Here is a 19,302-nt window from a genome sequence, read left to right on the forward strand (position 1 = left end):
CCGGCTTCCCCAGCCAATCGTTGGGATCGCTGAACACCGCAACGCCGGCCTTCGGCGACAGCACTTGCGTACGTTTCAATTGCGCCTGCACGGCTGCCAGTTCGGCCCGGCGCTGCTGCGCGCGACCGGCCAGCAAGGTCAACTCGCTTTTGCTTTGCGGGTTATCGAAGGCGCGCTGACTGGCCGCCTGCAATTCGGCATCGGCGACGGCGACTTCCTTGCCAAGCACTTCGGCGCGGCTGCGCAAAGTGGTTTCGTCGAGCGAAAACAGCGGCGTGCCGGCATCCACCGGTTGATTCGGCCTGACCTGGATCTTTTCGATCACGCCATCAATCGGCGAGCTGATGATCTGTGCCTGCCGCGAAACGATTTCCGTCGGCGCCAATGCCGTTTGCCGCACCGGCAACAGCAGCAACGCGCCGATCACGATCAGCCCCAGCAACAGTTGTTTGCGATTGGGCCGCCAGCGACTGAAACGCTTGCGCCGGGTCAGCGCCGCCCAGCAATACGCCCACGTGGCGACCAACCCCTTGAGCGGTTGCCACAACACGGCCGGCGGCTCTTGCTCAAGCAGCAGGATCAACAGGCCCAGCCGTTGATTGTCACGATCGTGCACCGGCACGCACCACAGCCCCGACGGCCACCATTCGTTCCAGCCTTCGGCAATGTCGGCTGGCGGTGCGGCGGTTTCCTGGGTGATCCACACCGGCTCGGCGTCAGGCACTTGCGCCGCGACCCAGCGACTGGCCCGGCGTAGCCACACCAGATACGGCGAGTCCTCACTGGGCCGCGACAGACCTGAGACGTTCAGCAACTCCAATGAGGATTCGCGCTGGGCAAACACCAGCGCCTGATGAAACTGCAGCAACGGGTACAAGTCGTTGGCCATGCTGAAGGCCAGACTGTTCAGCGAGTCGGCGGCCATGGCCTTGTCGCGCAGCGCATCGAGCTCCAGCAACAGGTGAGGGTGGGGCAGCAGCGGCTCGTTCATCGTCATGGGCGCGCGTCTTGATCGAACTGCGCCGTGCCGCTCATGCCGGCCATCAGGTCGGGGTATTTGTTATCGAGCCGGGCTTCCAGTTCAACCGTTTGCGCCACGGCATCGACGCGTGAATTGATGCCGCTGACATGGGCCGGGTAGGTCTTGCCGGTTTCATGGATGCTGACTTGCAGCGGCAGGCCGGGCTTGAGGTTTTTCAGCAGATTGGACGGCACGTTCAGGCGGACTTTCAGCGCACCGTCGCTGACCAGATCAAACAGCGGCGTGCCCGCGGTGACGGTTTGATAAGGCTTGACGTAAACCTTGGCCACGCGCCCGGAAAACGGCGCAAGCACCTGGCAATAACTGCTTTGCGCCGCGCCCATGGCCCGTGCACCGTCAGCTTTTTGCACTTCGGTGTTGGCCATCGACACTTCGATATCGCCGACCGCGTTGAGCTGGCGCAACTGCTGTTTCGCTTGCAGGTTCTGTTTGGCCATGGCCAGTTCGGCGGCGGCGACTTTCGAGCGCGCTTCGGCTTCATTGCAGTTGAAGCGGGCGAGCAGTTCAGACTTGGCGACCTGTTCGCCGAACCCGGCTTTCAATTCCCCGAGGGTGCCGGCCATTTGGCTGGAGAGGGTGGTTTCCAGTTCCGCCGCGAGCAATACGCGAATGGCGCTGGCACTTTCCAGCGCGGGCGCCGAAGAGGTTTCTTCAGCATGGACGGGGAGGATCAGACTGGCCAACAGCAGCGCCCCGAAACGGGACTCACGGGCGATTTTGCGCATTCGGCGTTCCTTGCGAAGTGGCGGCGAGCAGGCGTTGTTGTTCTTGTTCGTTCAAGGTCCGCTGGATTTCCCGGGCCAGGGTCTTGATGTCGTGTTGCGAAATTTCCTTGGGCAGCACGTCCAGGCCCACCGAGTTGTACATCCGCCCCCACGCGGCCTGAGCACTGGAGAATGCCGCTTCACGTTGATAACGCGAGACCAGGTAACGGCCCTCGGAGCGAATCACTTCGAGTTCCGAGCCCAACGCGCCGGTTTTCGCCGCTTGTGCGTAGTTGAGCAGGCTGCGGTCGACGCGCAGGCTGTCTTCGGCAAACTCCACCTCTTGACGCGCCAGTTGATAGCGCAGGGTGCCGACCCGTACTTGCGTGAGAATCGCCATCGACAGCGCCACGCGACGGGTGTCGTCGGTTTCGCTCTGGGACTTTTCCGCGGCGTTCAGCGACGGCAGTTGCAGCAGGCGAATGAGGTTCATCGACACTTGCAGACCGGTGCTCATCCAGTCGTTGTTGTAGAGGTATTTGTTGGAGTCGTACTTGTAGCCGAAATCGACGCTGACGTTCGGCCACAGCTGCGCCTTGGCGATCTCCAGATCCTTTTGGTTAACGCGTTTGCGATACCACTCTTCCATGATTTCCGGACGGTTCTCCAACGACAATTGTTCCAGCCGCGCCATGCTTTGACGGACCTCTGGCAGCGGTGGATCGGGCATGTCGGCGAGGACCATTTTCGAGCCCGGCGGCAGCGACATCAGCGCCGACAATTCGGCCTGGGCAAATTCCAGATCCTGGCGGCGTACGGTCAGCAGATAAATCGAATCGAGCAGCGCACGCTGATAGGCGAGGATTTCCTGACGCGGCAGCAGGCCACGGGTCTCCGCTTCGCGAGCCGAGGTCAGCGCGGTGTGGGTGCGCATCAGCAGCTTGTCGACTTCGGGCATCAACCGCTGCGCGCCGAGTGCCCGCCAGTAAGCGTTGCGCACGTCTTGCAGGACGTTCTGCGCGACTTTGCGCCGACGTTCCTCAGCCATCAGGATCTGATCGGATTTCTGTTGCGTGCGGTAGTACGCGACACCGAAATCCAGCAGGCTCCAACTCAGGCCCAAACCATAAACTTCGCGATAGCGCTCTTCCGAAGTCGATGGCCGCAGGCTGACCTGGCGGTCTTCGATGCCGATCGAGGTGCCGCCGGAATCGTTGTCACGGCCGGCGTACCCGGCCGAGGCGACCACACGCGGGAGCATTTCATGGCTGGAAACGTCGCGCAGGTCCGAGGCCAGCGCGCTTTCCATGAGTTTGAGGCGGTAATCGAGGTTGTATTTCAGCGCCCGCGCCGCCGCCTCGTAAAAGGTAATCGGCGCGGTGACCGGCTCCTGGCCGGAATACATGCGGGACTGGTCAGCGATGATGCGCTGGCGGTTTTCTTCATCGGTGGAGGGTTTGGGCTCCGTTGACGAGCAAGCACTGAGCAACAGTGCAGAAGCGATGGCGGTACTGAGAAGCCGGGTCGCATGTATACGCATGTTCATTCCTTTGTATTCTTGGAATTTTCTTCGGGTCGACTGCTTTACCGCTGCGTGCGCCGCTGTGCTGCATCGCGCAATTGCGCGCTGAAGCCCTTGGCCCGTGGTTTTTCCTGTTGTTTTTCAACGTGTGCCGGACTGTGCGTCAGATCGGCCGGGTTCAAGGTGAACAACGATGGATCGCTCAACAGTCCATCGGCACTCAACCCGGTCCGGCCCTGGCGCCCTTGAATCCACAGCAGATCCAGTTCGCTTTCCAGGCGACTGGTGCGCACCGCTTGCTGAACGAATTGCCCCGGCACCAGCCCCAGACCATTGCCCACTGACTCACTGGTGAATTCACCGACCGCTGCCAGACGCAGGTTGCTGCCATCGACGCCCCAGGCCGACAGTTCGGATATTTCTGCCGCACGCTCGACCACCGGCGTGACGAACACCGCCGGCTGTGGATCAGGGATCAGGAAATTGCGGTTCAGGGTGTTCGGGTCACGCTCGAAGTTGTTGCCACCCGGCGCCGGGATGAACGGCGTGGCGATATCGAGGGTGATCGTCAGTTCGGCCTGATCACTGGCACCGGCACGGTCGTTGATGGTGTAGGTGAACACGTCGCGCAGGATCTGCCCGAGACCGGCGGCGGCCAGTACGGCCGGGTTGTTCTGGTCGATGGTGTAGGTGTAGCTGCCGTCGGCGTTCAGCACCAGCGTCCCGTACAAGCCAATGATCGGCTGGCCAATCACGCCGGCCGTCCCTGAGCCCGCCTCGGCGCCGGTGCGCACACCGACCACCACCAGACTGTCGTTGTTATCGACATCGCCATCGTTGGGCAGCACGTTGCCGACGGTTTGCGGGGCAGGGGCCTGGTCGCTGGCAAAGCCGCTGTCGTTTTGCGCCACCGGCGCGTCGTTGGCGCCCTGAATCACCACGGTCAGGCGTGCGTCCGACGTCGCGCCGGCCGTGTCGGTCATGCGATAGGTGAAGGTTTCGCTGAGGGTCTCGCCCGCCGTGCGCAGGGCCTGCACCACGGGATTGTTGTTGTCGATGACGTAGGTATAGCTGCCATCGGCGTTCAGCGTCAGTTGCCCATAGAGGCCGATTAACACTTGCCCGGCGCCCGTCGACTGGCCGGCCTGATTGGTAACGCTTTGCACGTGTTTGCTTTCGCCATTGGCGACGCTGTCGACATCCGTGTCGTTGTCCAGCACGTTGCCACTGGCATCGCTGCCCGGCGTGCCGTTATTGACCCCGCCGGCTTCGACCGCCGTGGCGCGGTCATCGACGGCAATGGGCGTGTCGTTGCGGCCATCGACGGTGATGCGCAGTTCGGCGGTGCTGGTGTCACCCCAGCGGTCGACAATGGTGTAGCTGAACACTTCAATGAGGGTCTGGCCGCTCTGGCGCAAGGCTTGAACGGCGGGCAGGTTATTGTCGACGGTGTAGGTGTAACTGCCGTCGGCGTTGATCAGCAGATCCCCATACAAACCGCGCAATGACGTGCCGACGCTGCCCACCGTACCGATATCGTTGACGGTGCCGGTGTGAATGCCAATCACCGATAGCGGATCACTCTCGGCATCGGTGTCGTTGTCCAGCACGTTGCCGCCGGGGTTGAGGCCGGGTTGAGTGTTGTTGCTGCCGCCAGCCTCGATGGCTGTCGAGGTGTCGGCATTGGCCACCGGAGCTGAATTGCGCCCGCGAATGATGATGTGAATTTCCGCAAGATCCGTCTGCCCGCCACGGTCGCTGACCTGGTAGGTGAAGCGCTCGTTGAGAAATTGCAGCGGACCCAGGGCCAGCACTGCCGGGTTGCTCGAATCGAGGTTGTAGGTGTAGCTGCCGTCGGCGCCGATAATCAGTTGGCCATACAGGCCGCTAATCAGCGTGCCGTTGCTGTTGTCGGTGCCTGTCGTGACCCCGGCCAACGCGCCGCCGGCCGCTTCGGTGCCGAAACGGATGCCGGTAACGGTCTTGCTGTCGCCCTGATCGACATCGGTGTCATTGGGCAACACGTTACCGCTTGGGTTGACGCCATTGCCGTTGCCGTTATCCGCCACGGCCACCGACGTATCGTTGACCGCCACTGGTGCATCCCAGGCACCGTCAATGCGGATGCTCAACTGCGCGATGTCAGTGGCCCCGGCGATATCGCGCAGGCGATAGGTGAAGGTTTCCACCAGCGAATCGCCGACTTTTAATGCCTGCACGGCCGCAAGGTTGTTGTTGACCACGTAACTGTAGGTGCCATCGGTGTTAAGGGTCAGCGTGCCGTACAAACCGTTGAAGGTTTGCGCGCCAGCGACGGTGGTAAAGGTGCCACCGGCCGCTTCGCTGCCGGTGCGGATACCGGTGACCAGTTTGGCGTCGTTGGCATCGACATCGTTGTCGTTGGTCAGCAGGTTGCCGCTCGGATTGACCCCGGACGTGCCATTGAACGTGCCGCCGGCTTCAACCGCCACCGCCGTGTCGTCGCTGGCGATCGGGTTGTCGTTGGCCCCGCGAATGGTGATGGTCAGCGTTGCGGTGCTGGTAGCGCCAGCGAGGTCGCGGATCTGGTAAGTGAAGGTTTCCGTCAGGGTGTCGGCATTGCTGCGCAGGGCCTGGACCTGCGGATTGAGGTTATCCAGCAGATAGCTGTAGCTGCCGTCGGCATTCAGGGTCAAGCGCCCGTAGGTGCCATTGAAGCCGCTGCCGATCAAGCCGACCGAGGAACCCTGATTGACGCCGATCACGCTGAGCACTTCGCCGTTGCCATCGACATCCGTGTCGTTGCTCAGCACATTGCCGCTCGGATTGATGCCCGGTGTGGCGTTGTTTGCACCGCCGGCCTCGACAGCGGTGTTGCTGTCGTTCTGCGCGACAGGCGTGTCGTTGCGTCCCTGGATGCTGATGTTCAGCGTGGCCCGGTCAGTGGCGCCGGTGGCATCTATCACTTCATAACTGAAGGCATCGAGCAGGGTGTTGCCGGCGCGCAAGGCTTGAACGGCCGCCAGACTGTTGTCGAGGCGATAGCTGTAGCTGCCGTCGGCATTGAGCGTCAGCCAGCCGTAAGTACCGCGCAACTCCGTGCCCAGTGTGCCTGCCGTGCCGGTGCCAGCCTCTGAGCCGGTGCGCACCGAGGACACCGCGCGGGTTTCGCCATAGTCGTAATTGGGCAGATCACCGGGGACTTCACCGCCGTCGACGTCGCTGTCGTTATCCAGCACGTTGCCCGTTGGGTCCTGACCTGGCTGGCTGTTGTTCAAACCGCCGGCTTCGATGGCCACGCCGGAATCATCAGTGGCCAGCGGGTTGTCGTTCTGCCCGCGGATCAACACGATGATTTCAGCGGTATCGATTTGCGGGTTCGCTCCGACGCCATCGCTGACGGTGTAGGTGAAGCGCTCCGAAAGCAGGTCCACGCTGCGGCGCAGGGCCTGCACGTCGGGGTTGCTGTTGTCGACTTCGTAGACGTAGCTGCCGTCGGGGAAAATCGTCAGCGTGCCGTACAGCCCGGCTATCACCGTGCCACCGAGATTCACGGCGATGGGCGTGCCCGGATCGCCGCTGGCGCCAGACTTGATCAGCGTCACCGTCAATGGATCGCCATCGGGGTCGGTGTCATTGGCCGTGACATCGCCTGACGGATTGACGCCCGGTGTGAGGTTGTTGAGGCCGCCGGCTTCGGTGGCAACGGCAATCACGTTTTGCGCCACGGGTGGGTCGTTGACGCCGTGCACGGTGATAACCAGTTGCGCGGTGTCGGTCAGGCCGGCGGTGTCGGTGACGCGATAGGTGAAAAACTCGGTCAGAGTCTGCCCCGGTGCCAGGGCCTGAACCGCCGCATTGGTGCTGTCGACGTCGTAGAAAAACGAGCCATCGGCGCCGATGCGCAAGGTGCCGTAGAGCCCGGTCACGACAGTGCCGTTGGCTGAGGTGGTGCCGGTGGCCACGCCGCTCAACACATCGACCGCCGGGTTGTAACTGGCTTCGCTTTTGTTGATCACGCCATTGACCAGCAACTGGCTGCTCGGCTGGTCGTTGGCATCGACGTCTTGATCGACGCCGTTGCCACCCGGTTGAGTGATCGGCCCGGGACGGCTGGGGAACTGAATCACGTTGCCGCTGGGATTGCTTTCCGAGGCGCTACCGTTGGTGGAGGCGGCCTGCGCCGAGGCGGCGTCATCGCTGGCCACCGGGTTGTCGTTGGCGCCTTGAATGACGATGCGCAATTGCGCGACATCATCCAGCCCGCCGGCATCGGTCAGCCGATAGCTGAAAAACTCGACCAGTTGTTGCCCGGCACTCAGGCGTTGAACCGTGGCGTTGCTGTTGTTGACCACGTAGCTGTAAGTGCCGTCGGGATTGATGGTCAAGGTGCCGTAGAGCCCGGCAATCGCCGTGGCGCCGCTGACTGCGGTGAAATTGCCGGAACCGGCCTCGGCCACCGGGCGAATGCCGATTACGGTGCGGGTTTCGCCGTTGGCCGCGCTGTCGACGTCCAGATCATTGCTCAACACGTTGCCCCTGGCGTCACTGCCCGGTGTGCCGTTGTTGACACCGCCGGCCTCGATGGCCACACCGTCGTCATCGACGCCTTGCGGCGTGTCGTTGGCGCCCTGAATGGTCACGCTCAATGTGGCGGTCGAGGTTTCACCGGCAAGGTCAGCGAGGATGTAATTGAAGTTGTCCTGCAAGGTCTGGCCCGACACGCGCAGCGCTTGCACGGCGGCGTTGTTGTTATCGACGACGTATTGATAGGAGCCGTTGCTGCCAATCACCAATTGGCCGTACAAACCATTGATTACGGTCACGCCGAGCACCGGCGTCTGAATGCCGGCACCCGGGCCGACCGAGACCACGTGCAACTGATCGGCGTTGGTGGCGATGTCGACGTCAGTGTCATTGCTCAGCACATTGCCGCGCGGGTCGATACCGGCGGAGGCGTTGTTGGTACCGCCGGCCTCCAGGGCCGTGGCGCTGTCGTTGACGCCGACCGGGTTGTCGTTGACGGCGGCGAGGACGATTTGCAGGGTGTCGGTGTCCGTCAACGCATCGGCGGCCGTGCCGGGAATGCCGTCGCCATCGGCATCGCCGTAGTTGCCGCGATCGTTGCTGAGCACGGTCAGGGTGTCGGTGCCATTGAAGTTGGCATTGCCCAGATAACGCAGGCTGGCCAGCGCGGTGTTGATATCGGCAACGTTGCCGGTCAGGGTCATGCTCACGGTATTGGCCCCGCTGACCGTGACACCGGGCACTGTCGCGCCAAGGAATAGCGTGCCGTGAGTGACCGTGAGAATAACGCTGATGGCGCGGTCGTTGGCGTTCGGGTCACGGTCGGCATCGACGTCGGCGACACTGATGCCGCCGATGTTCAGCACCACGTCTTCCTGACCGTTTTGGCTGCCGGGGAGGGTGTTGACCGGCGCGTCGTTCTGTTCGACATAACCGGCGTTGGCACTTTGCGTGTCGGCATCGCCCAACGTGATTGTGATCTGGCCGAGGGTGCCGGCATCACTGTCGACGCGCACGCGCAGGTCACCCACCGGTTGCGGATAACTGACCAGCCCCGCAGGCACGTCAATGCGGAACACGCCCAGTGGCAAGACGCCGAAGCGGTACTGACCGTTGGCGTCGGTGACGGTGGTGAACTGCAGGTTGTCGGCGGTGGTATCGAGACGCCCGTCGGCGCCGGCCCAGGTCAGGGTCACGGTTTGCCCGGCCAGACCGGCGCCGTCCGGGGTGACGCTGGCGGTCGGGCTGGCGGTGTCGTTCCACAACGTGCCGCTGATCACGCCGAGGCCGGCGTTATCACGCAAGATATATTGGTTCGGGCCAACGCTGCTGCCAGTACGTTCGCCGGTGGTGGTGCCATCGACACCGACGCTGTTGCCGCCCCAACTGGTGAAATCTTCCGGCAGGCTGCTCCAGGTCAGTGTGGCGTTGCTGCTGGCGACAACCGTGGAATTGGGCAGGTCGACCGAATAGCGCACCTGAATCTGCGCGCCGACATCCAGTTGGTCGAAGTTGACGCTCAGGCCCCCGCTGGTGCTGAAACTGATACCCGCCGGCAGATTGCCCGGGCCGTAACTCACGCCATTGATGCTGACGCTGAGCAGGGTGTAATTGCTGCCGCCGGCAAAGCTGTCGCTGACGTTGGCATCGAACGCCGGCAGGCCGCCGTTCTGGGTAAAACTCAGTTGCACCGTGGCGTTGCCGGTACTGCCGCCGGGGTTCGGATTGAAGGTGACGATTTGCTTGTCGAGGCCGCTGAAACCCGGCTCGACCACGCGCTCAAACACCGTGTCACTGACCGCACGGCCGGCGCCATTGACGATTTCCTGCGCGGTGACTGCCAGTTGTGCACCGGCAATGTTGGCGGCGATGTTGGTAACCCTGACGTTGAACTCGATGGAAATGCCTTCGAGGTCGTCATCGTTGCCATTGCCGTTGACCACGTTGCCCAGGTTGAACGTCACCACCTGGCTGCCATCCGGGTTGGTGATGATGGTCAGCCGGCTCGGGTCGAAGATGCCTTGCGGTGCGAGGCCCGACAGATCGGCCGTGATCGGCAGCGCCTCGGGACTGTTTTCATTGCCATCAATGTTCAGCGTGCCGCCGACGATCAGGTTGGCGTCGCTGGTCAACCCACCGTTGGAAATGAAGGCAATGCGCAAGGCATTCACCAGCGCATCCGGCGAAATGAACTGCAAGCCGTTGGCCAGGGTAATTTGTATTTGATAGTTGGGGTTGTTGCCCTCGGGCACCAGCACCACCACGCGATAGCGGATCACTTCGCCGACGGTCACTTGTTCGACCGTCGCGGTGGTCGGCGAGGGCGCAGCGGTGTCCGGCAAGCCACCCACGCGGGAAATCTCGATCGCCTGGGCCACCGGAATCAGCAGGGTCGACAGGTTGCGGTAATCGTTGAGGGTGCCGCCATTGAGCACGCCATCGACGCCGCTGCGTTCGCCGCTGTCCGGGCCGTCGAGGCTGGTCCATTGCACACTGGCAACGTTGGCGATATTCGATAACGCCGCAGCACTGGCGTTGACCACGCCGCTGAGTTGCAAAACGATCGAGCCGCCCTTGGCAATGTCGATATTGGCGCCGCTGGCCGTGCGCAACTGGCCGCCGACAATTTCGAAGGCAACCCCGCCGTTGTTGGTCGCCCCGTTCTGATACAGCACGCCGACCAGCGTCACGTTGCTGAGTTGAGTGGGCAGGGTGTCGAGGAAACTGATGTCGAACGCACTAAAATCGGTGGCGCCATTGCCGTTAGTGATGGTGATGTTGAAAGTCACCGTGTCGCCCTGGTCATAACCGCCAAGGCCGGAAGTGGAGGTGATCACCTGATTGACCTGCAGGGTCGGCTCGCGCACGGTCACCGTCGGCTGGCCACCGGTCAGGGCAACGTTGCGATCCGCCGCGACTGCACCGTTTGGCGTATCGCCATCCGGGTCGCTGAAAATCAACTGCGCATTGTTTTGCAGCGAGACGTTGGCCTGGTTGGCAATGACGTTGTTGGCCACCAGTTGCAGACGAATCACGAAGGTGTTGTTGCCGGTCTGGTTGTCCGCCGACACGCTGGACACGCTGAAGGTCCAGCGCCCGTCGACACCGTCGCCGCCCAACGTGCCGCCAATCCCGGTAAAACCACCGACCAGCACGCTGCCGGCAAAATCGGCGCCGAGCGCGCCACTGCCGGCACGCGTGGTGATGATCTGATAGCCGAGTCCGTTGTTGAAACTGGTGTCCAGGCGCATGCCGGGTGGAATCAGGTCTTCGATGCGCAGATTCTGCGTGGTGCCTTCCGGCAGGGTGATGACGATGTCATAGCGCATGCTTTCGCCAATCACCAGATCGCTGCCGCTGGTATGGGCGGCGCTGGAATCGCCAGCGTCCAGCGTGCCGTCAGCGAACACTTTGCTGATCACCGGGGCGGCGACCTGCTGGCTGGCCAGGTCGGTGAGGTCGGTCGGGGTGAAGTCGGTGCCGTCGTTGACGCTGGCGTAATTACTCAGGGTTGCCGTGGTTTGCAGGCTGCGGCTGGCCTCGATGGTCGCGCTGACCACGACGTCATAGCTGATCACTACCAGATTGGCACCGCTGGTATCGGCTGCCGTGCCGCTGCGCCCGGCCAACAGACTGGCCTGGCCGCCGGCATCGAGGAAGGTGATCTGGTTGCCGCTGACGCTGTAGTCGGTGCCCAACACCAGCAAGGTGCCGTCGCCGCGATAGATCTGCAGGTTGGCCGCCGCCAGACTGCCGCCGACGAAACTCAGGCCGGAGGGCAGGGTGATGCTGGTGCTGACGTCAAACGCGCCACCGCCACCGCTGTTTTCGATGGCGGTGACCAGACGCAGACGGTCGGCACCGTCGATGTTATTGATGTTGCCATCGACCGCCGAAAGCTCAGTGACGCTGCCATTGAACGGTTTGCCGGTGCTGCCCGGCGGGTTCCAGCTCCCCGTGGTGCCGGTCACCGTGCCGTTGGAGCCGGAGACCACGCCGTGCTTGATATTCAGCACCGGCTCGGCGACCGAAACAATCGCCACCACGTCCGAGGAAATCAGCGTGCGGTCAGTGAGGGTGGTCTGCTGGCTCGATTGCGCGAGGACGTCCAGCGAACGCTGATCGGCAAACGGTTGATCGCCCACTCTGACGGTGAAGCGAATGACGATGCGGCTGCCCGTGGTGGTATTGGTGGCGAAACTGCCGAAATCGAACACCACCGAGTTGCCATTGGCGCTGGTCACGCTGACCACGCCACCGGCATTGGTATTGCCTGCGCCCAATTCCCATTGGCCGACGTCACCGCCCGAACCCCAGGTAATCCCGGTGACATTGAACAACGGCAGCGGCAGGTAAGCCGTCAGTTTGAATTGCTCGTAATCGCCGGTGACCAGATCGTAGCTCAGCTCGAAGGTCACTTCATCGCCGGGGCGTAATTCGCCATTGCCCGGTGGTGCGCCGTTGTTGACCTCGACCAGGCTGATATCGACGGTGCTGGTCGGAATCACACTGGTGGTAGCGGAACCGTCGGTTTCGCTTTCGCCGGTGAGGTTGAATTGATCCTGCAACAGCGTGCCGTCAACCGTGGCGGTGTTGCCCAGTTCGTCACCTTCGTTGATGTCCGGGTGCGGGTTGCCCGATGGCGGCTTATAGGTCTGGCCGACGATGGCCGAATAGCTCAACACCGCCACCACCGCGCCTTGCAACGTGTCGTCGAAGGCCAGATCGCCGTTGAGCCAGCCGCGAACATTGGAAAACGCATTGCGCAGCGATTGTGCGATGTCGAAGACCATTGAGGTCGTGCCATCGGCATTATTGACCACGCTGGTGACCAGCGTAATGGTCTGCACCACACCGTTGATGGTAACGGTCAGGGTCGGCGTGCCGCTCAACGTCTGGCCGTCGCTGAGCTGATCGCGAATCACCAATTGGCCTTCGTTGAAGAAGTCCTTGCCGAAGGCAAAGTAGTCGGAAATCGCCAGGTTCAGGGTGTATTGCAGCGTGTCGCCGGGGCTGATGCCGGTGTGGCCGACGTCGTTCTGCATCGTCGCGTTTTTCACCAGCGTGATCGATTTGGCGATGAATTGCGTGCTTTGGCCGGTGCCGCTGAAGTCGATGGTGGTGTTTGGCGCAGTGAGGTCACGCGGGTCCAGCGGCACCCACTGGCCGGAAGCGGTTGGCGCGCCGAGGGTGACCGTCACGGCATCGCCGGTCACCGGATTGATGACGGGCTGGCCGTTGGCATCGACTTCCGGCACGTAGAACGCGACTACGGTATCGGTCTTGCCGGTGAGGCTGTCGTAGGTGACAGTGAACGAATTGATGTAGACGTCGTTGGCCGCAATCAGCACGGCGATTTGCGCCGCACCGGTCACCACGGTGCCGTCGTGCAGGGTAATCGACGTCACTCGGCCGCCGGCGCCGGGGGTGATCGAGTTGACCTGGATGTTGTCCGGCAGCGGTTGGGTGATCACGACGTTGGTCAGCGTCTGGCCGGGTGCCGGGGTCGCCGACAGGGTCAGCGTGCGCACGTAGTTGGGGCCGGTAGCGGTTTCGCCTTCCGGGGCATTGATGGTTTCGCTGACCGTAATCACCGTCGGGTGTACGACGAAAGCGGCGGTGCCGGCCTGAATCAGGCTGGGATCATTGGTCGGGTTGTCCAGCGCATCGTTGCCGAACTGAAAGCCGCCGCTGGCACGAATGGTCAGGTCGGGGGTGCCGTTGGAGAACGCGGTGTCCGCCAGGTTGCTGAGGCTGGCGGTGATCTGCACGCCGATCACCGGTTGCTGATTGGTGACACTGGCGAAGGGCAGTTCGATCACCACCAGTTTGTCACCGGCGCGCATGCCGTAAGTAGCAGCGTTGATGATCAGGAAGTTGCCATTGGCGTCTTTGGCCAGAGGGTGCGTGGCGTTGCCGTTGGCATCGAACGTCACCACATGGCTGATCAGGTTTTGCCCCAGGTAGGTGGCGGAGATGAAATTGACGCCGTCATTGCCATCCTTGCCGGTGACCGGCATTGCCAGGTTGATGAACGGCGCGTAACCCACCTGCGTCGAGGTGTTGCTGAAATTCACGGTGAAGGTGAATCGGTCGCCGAGCAGCACATCGCTGCCGCCGGTGGATACCGTGGCGGTTGGCGCGGCGTCGGCCAGCAAGCCGTCGAAATGCGTCATCGCGAGGCTGCTGATGGCGATGCTCTTGTCGATGTCACCGACTTTGGTTTCCAGCGTCCAGTCGCCGCCGGCCTTGCTGCTGCCGGTGTCATTGCTGGAGGCGCCGACATCGGCGCCGGTCCAGCGCGCGAGTTCATTGACCAGGGTTTGCCCGGCCGCACCGGCGCCGACATCGCAGCCGTACAACTGAATGTCCGCACCTTGGGTCAGGTTGCTGCGCCACTGTTCGAGGGTTTTGCCCAGCGAATCGATGTTGTCCGAGCTGACGGTGCGGTTGCCCAGGGTAAATTGCCCGGCGGCGCCGTGGGACATGATCTGAATCGAATCGACCTTGCCCAGTTGCGCCAATGCGGCGGAGATCGCGGCCAGGCCGTCTTCGCCGACATTCACCACAATCGCGGTGACATTGCCGGGTAATTGCGCAAGCAACTGATCACGGTTTTCAATGCGACTGTCGATCACCAGCAAGTTGCGCGCGGCCGACGGTCCTTGCTCGCTGGCGGCGCGGCCTTCGGTGGGCGTGGCGTGCGGCACCTGAGCCTCGGCAGCGGCCGGCGGAGCGGCGGGATCGCTGTGATGCTGGTCGACCGTCGCCGAGGCGGCAGCGCCGTCGAACAGAATTCGGGGTTCCAGCGCCAGTGACTGACGCTGCGGGCGCAAATGAGCGCCGGAAAATCCACCGCGTGAACCTTGCATGATCGGCCCTCGTACTGCCTGCTGAATCCTTCCAATGAGTGCCGACGCCGGGCGACGGACAAATTCAGCGTAGGTCGTTTCTTACGGTTTTCCAGCGTCCAAGCCGCTATTTCAGGGCCTTGGAGATACGTGGCGTAGCAGCCTTTGGCTATCAGTGGGCAAGGCCTTTGTGCGCATTGGCGCACAACAACTCTGCGGTCTAGGCTGGTCAGTCAGTCGCCCTCGGGGCGCAACGCCCAACGCAGGGACAGGAGCGGAACCGATGAAAACCCCAGCCAGTATTGTCTGCCTGATGTTCACGCTGGTTCTCGCGCCGCCCGTGCGCGCCGAAGACCCGCCCGCCAGCCCTGCGCCCGAGGCTACCGATGACGCGCCGCTGATCAATCCGCAGGTGGTCGACAAGCTCATCGACATGGGCAATTACCTGCGCAGCCTGCCGAAATTTCAGGTAGATGCCCAGGTCTCGCGCGACACGGTTCTGGAGTCCGGGCAGAAGATCAAGACGGAGTCTGCCAACACCCTGAAAGTGGTCGGCCACGATCGTCTGTACGCGAAAAGCGAAGGCGATGTGCGCACCCGCGAGTTCTTCTACAACGGCAAAAAACTCACCCAGTATTCGCCGTACCTGAAGTACTACACCACAGTCGACGCCCCGGCCACCGTGGCGGAAACCCTGCACAGGGTCGAGAACTTCTACGGTGTGCAGGTGCCGATGGAGGATCTGTTTCTGTTCGGCAGCGATCAGGCACAGATCGATGCCTTGAAAGCTGCGTTGTACGTAGGCCCGTCGATCATCAAGGGCCAGCTCTGCGACCACTTGGCGTTTCGCCAGGAAGGCATCGACTGGCAACTGTGGCTAACCCGTTCCGACAAACCCTTGCCGTGCAAACTGGTGATCACCACCACGGACGAGAAGAGCTATCCCGAGTACAGCGCGGTGTATCAGTGGAACCTCAAGCCGACCATCCCGGAGACGCAATTCACCTTCAAACCGGGCAAGGGCGATGTGGCGATTGCGTTTAAAAAAGCCAGCGATCAGGGAGGGCAGTGACATGAACAAGTCGATGACGTGGAGTCTGTTGTTGTCGCTGGCCGCCGCAACGCTGTTGACCACAGGTTATGTCGCCGAGGCCGACGCCCGGCCGCAACGTGCTCAAGGGCACGCCCGTGCCAACGTCAACCGCGCGCCGGCACCGAATGCGCAACGGGCGCAGCGGGTCAACGCACCGCAGCGGGCCAATAATGTGAACGCCAATAATCGGGTGAATGCGAATAACCGGGTGAACGCCGGCAATCGGGTTAATGCCGGCAACAATGTCGGCAACCGCACTTACGTCAACAACAGCAATCGCAACGTCAACCGTAACGTCAATATCGACAATCACCGCGATGTCGACATCGATGTCGACGGCCATGGCCGTTATGGCTACGACGATAACTACCATCCAATTGCGACGGCAGCGGCCGTAACGGCGACAGTCGCGGTGACGGCGGCGGTGGTCGGCTCGATTTTCACCCCGGCGCAAATGCCCAGCAGTTGCGTGCAGGTGATTCGCTACAACGTTGCCTACATGCAATGCGGCTCGACCTGGTACCAGCCGCAGTATCAGGGCAGTGATGTGACGTATGTGGTGGTCAATGCACCTTGAGCAGGGCTGAGGCTTTCAGGCTTTCGGCAGCCAGGGTTGCATCTGCGCCAACATCCCGCGCCCGCCACGGCGCAAACCAGTGGCCAGCGTCAGCCACGACAGATCGCTGACGATGACTTGCGCGGCAGGCACCAGCCGTACCTCACCGGCGGTGCCGCCGGCAGGACCACCGTCCGGCATGAAAATCGTCAGCCAGTCATCCACGCTTTCGACGATCAGGCACAGCCGAAAGCCTTCGCCTTCGGCAATCATGCCGACCTTCGAACCCTCTTCGTTTTCCATCCCGGCAAACCGCGCGGTGGTGTCCTTGAATAGCTGATAGCCCGGCAAATTGCTCAGCAACTTGTTCTCGGTGGCCTCCAGCGCCCGCGCCGCCACTGAAGTGCGCGCGAGCAATCCGGCGAGAAAACACAGGACGATCAGCCCCAACAACGTGGCAACGGTCACCAGCGTGACGCCAGCCACATCAAAACCCTTGAACATCGGCAGCAGCTTCTCGACGGGGCCGCGCAGCAGGTGAATGGCTTTTTCGATCAACACGACGATCAGCACCAGCGGCAGGATAAACAACAGCCCACCGATGACGGTGGTCTTGATGAACTTGAACATGACGGCTCCTTGAATGACGGGCGAGGCGCATTCAAGGCTAGCTGATGCCGGGCGACATGTTTGATATGGCTTGAGGGGAGAAATGACAGGTGGCGAGGACGCTTGCTCCCGCTGGGGGGGGGGGGCGAAGCGTCCCACGCATGATGCCTGGAGAGTTCGGGAGCAAGCACCCTCGCCACAATGACGAGCATGTTCTCTGCTGAGTGCGGTTCGATCTGGCCTCAGTCGATTCGCGGATGCTGTTGCGCCAACTCTTGGCGCTTGGCTTCCAGCGCGGCGATTTCGGCGTCGATGTCTTCGATTTTCTGCTCGATGTTGTCGTGGTGTTCTTGCAGCAGTTCCTTGGCTTCCTCAAGGTCCGAGGCCGCCGGTGCAGCGCCACGCAGGGGCTTGTTGGCAGTTTCCTTCATGGTCACGCCGGTGACCAGGCCGACCACGGCGATGACCATCAGGTAATACGCCGGCATGTACAGGTCGTTGGTGCTTTCAACCAACCAGGCAACCACGGTCGGCGTCAAACCCGCAATCAGCACCGAGACGTTGAAAGCTGCGGCCAATGCGCTGTAGCGAATGTGCGTGGGGAACATCGCTGGCAGGGTAGAAGCCATGACACCGATAAAGAAGTTCAGCAGCACCGCCAGCATCAGCAGGCCGGCGAAGATCAAGCCGATCTTGCCGCTGTTGATCAGCATGAACGCCGGAATCGCCAGAATGAATAAGCCGATGCTGCCGACGACGATGAAAGGCTTGCGGCCGATCTTGTCGCTGACGAAACCGATCAAGGGCTGCACGAACAGCATGCCGACCATGATCGCGATGATGATCAGCACACCACGGTTTTCGCTGTAGTGCAGGTTGTGCGACAGGTAGCTCGGCATGTAGGTGAGCAGCATGTAGTAGGTGACGTTGGTCACGGCCACCACGCCGATGCAGGTCATCAGGCTGCGCCAGTGTTTGGTCGCGACTTCCTTGAACGACACTTTCGGGCCACGGGCCAGGCCTTCGCGGTCACCCTGTTCGAGTTTTTCGACGTGCTGCTGGAACGCCGGGGTTTCTTCCAGCGCATGGCGCAAGTAGAGGCCGATCATGCCCAGCGGCAGGGCGAGGAAGAACGGCAGGCGCCAGCCCCATTCTTCAAACTTGGCTTCGCCCAGCGTCGTCGAGATCAACACCACCACACCGGCACCGAAGACGAAACCGGCAATCGAGCCGAAGTCCAGCCAGCTGCCGAGGAAACCGCGTTTGCGATCCGGCGCGTACTCGGCAACGAAGATCGACGCACCGGTGTATTCACCACCGACCGAGAACCCTTGAGCCATTTTCGCCAGCAACAACAGGATCGGCGCCCAGATGCCGATCGAGGCATAGGACGGGATCAGGCCGATGGTAAAGGTACTCAGCGACATGATCACGATGGTCGCGGCGAGGACTTTCTGCCGTCCGTACTTGTCGCCCAGCGCGCCAAAAAACAAACCGCCCAGCGGCCGGATCAGGAAGGGCACGGAGAACGTCGCCAGCGCGGCGATCATCTGCGTGCCGGGATCGGCGCCGGGGAAGAACACTTTGCCGAGCACATAGGCGACAAAGCCGTAGACACCAAAGTCGAACCATTCCATGGCATTGCCCAGTGCGGCGGCGGTGATCGCCTTGCGCATCTTGGCGTCGTCGACAATGGTGATGTCGTTCAGGCCGATCGGCTTGACGGTTTTTTTGCGTGATTTCATCCGGGTATTCTCTTTGCTGATCCATCTTGCCGCGTAAATGCCATCGATTTGATGGCGCGTGCTCTTTGGCTCAGATACATGAGGACACGAAATAATTCACTGCTCGGCGCTTTTTTTCGCCGCACACCTCTGTAGGAGCTGCCGAAGGCTGCGATCTTGATCGTTCCCATGCTCCGCGTGGGAATGCCGCCGGGGACGCTCCGCGTCCCACCATCAAGAGATCGCAGCCTTCGGCAGCTCCTACAGATCTCAGTGTAGTGAAGGGCGAGGATTAGCTCGGCAATTGCAGATTATCCAGCACCCGATTCACCGCCAGCTCCCCGAGCATGATCAGTTGCGCAATGCCCAACAGCGTCCGGCGCTGCGACGCTGGTATGAGATGGGCGAAGTCATTGGCGATGTTTCTTGCGCAAGCGAGGGTTTCGCAGGCATCGACCAGCAGCTCCTCGTTTTTGAAGTCGGCGGTAACGGCGTACATCCTGCGGGGTTTACGAGGCGGTGGCGTGGAGCCCGGCGGGCAGAGGTAGTGATCGAGAGCGCGGTCGGCGGCGTCGTTGAGTTTTTTCGAATCGAGGGATTCGTAGGGGGAGGTGAGATCGGATTCGGGCGGGTTAGGCGTTGGTTTGATCATTGTGAAGCTCCTTGACTGTTGGAGCCGCCACATTTCGCTGCGA

Annotated in this window: 9 protein-coding genes; 2 read left to right on the top strand and 7 right to left on the bottom strand. The window is 61.8% G+C overall.

Annotation, left to right across the window (positions count from 1 at the left end; all coding sequences use genetic code 11):
- The 4 genes from PMI37_RS02060 to PMI37_RS02075 form a co-directional block, all read right to left on the bottom strand.
- Nucleotides 1–997: HlyD family efflux transporter periplasmic adaptor subunit (locus PMI37_RS02060; protein WP_008077547.1), on the bottom strand; the 997-nt coding region annotated here is incomplete at its 3' end.
- The gene (locus PMI37_RS02065) at nucleotides 994–1,767 is read right to left on the bottom strand and encodes an efflux RND transporter periplasmic adaptor subunit (RefSeq protein ID WP_008077548.1); all 774 of its coding nucleotides are present in this window, start codon (nucleotides 1,765–1,767) and stop codon (nucleotides 994–996) included. The genes PMI37_RS02060 and PMI37_RS02065, both read right to left, overlap by 4 nt.
- Nucleotides 1,748–3,286, bottom strand: coding sequence for a TolC family protein (locus PMI37_RS02070; protein ID WP_008077549.1), 1,539 nt, complete (start codon nucleotides 3,284–3,286; stop codon nucleotides 1,748–1,750). The genes PMI37_RS02065 and PMI37_RS02070 overlap by 20 nt, the downstream gene beginning before the upstream one ends.
- Nucleotides 3,287–3,330: 44 nt before the next feature.
- The gene (locus PMI37_RS02075; protein WP_008077550.1) at nucleotides 3,331–14,646 is read right to left on the bottom strand and encodes a VCBS domain-containing protein; all 11,316 of its coding nucleotides are present in this window, start codon (nucleotides 14,644–14,646) and stop codon (nucleotides 3,331–3,333) included.
- Between the two features lie 262 nt (nucleotides 14,647–14,908).
- Between PMI37_RS02075 and PMI37_RS02080 the strand changes: the two genes are divergently transcribed.
- Both PMI37_RS02080 and PMI37_RS02085 read left to right on the top strand, forming a co-directional pair.
- Nucleotides 14,909–15,697, top strand: coding sequence for a DUF2092 domain-containing protein (locus PMI37_RS02080; RefSeq protein ID WP_008077551.1), 789 nt, complete (start codon nucleotides 14,909–14,911; stop codon nucleotides 15,695–15,697).
- 1 nt (nucleotide 15,698) lies between these two features.
- Nucleotides 15,699–16,295, top strand: coding sequence for a hypothetical protein (locus PMI37_RS02085; protein ID WP_008077552.1), 597 nt, complete (start codon nucleotides 15,699–15,701; stop codon nucleotides 16,293–16,295).
- A 15-nt stretch (nucleotides 16,296–16,310) separates the two neighbouring features.
- Here the strand turns inward: PMI37_RS02085 and PMI37_RS02090 are convergent, their stop codons facing one another.
- From PMI37_RS02090 to PMI37_RS02100, 3 genes are all read right to left on the bottom strand, one after another.
- Nucleotides 16,311–16,904 carry a hypothetical protein gene (locus PMI37_RS02090; protein WP_008077553.1) on the bottom strand — a complete coding sequence of 198 codons (594 nt, stop codon included), beginning with the start codon at nucleotides 16,902–16,904 and terminating at the stop codon, nucleotides 16,311–16,313.
- 221 nt (nucleotides 16,905–17,125) lie between these two features.
- Nucleotides 17,126–18,628 carry a glycine betaine/L-proline transporter ProP gene (proP, locus tag PMI37_RS02095; RefSeq protein WP_008077554.1) on the bottom strand — a complete coding sequence of 501 codons (1,503 nt, stop codon included), beginning with the start codon at nucleotides 18,626–18,628 and terminating at the stop codon, nucleotides 17,126–17,128.
- Nucleotides 18,629–18,899: 271 nt separating this feature from the next.
- Nucleotides 18,900–19,259 carry a DUF6124 family protein gene (locus PMI37_RS02100; protein ID WP_008077563.1) on the bottom strand — a complete coding sequence of 120 codons (360 nt, stop codon included), beginning with the start codon at nucleotides 19,257–19,259 and terminating at the stop codon, nucleotides 18,900–18,902.
- Between the last annotated feature and the right edge of the window lie 43 nt (nucleotides 19,260–19,302).

The sequence above is a fragment of the Pseudomonas sp. GM80 genome, assembly GCF_000282515.1.
Taxonomy (GTDB): Bacteria; Pseudomonadota; Gammaproteobacteria; order Pseudomonadales; family Pseudomonadaceae; genus Aquipseudomonas.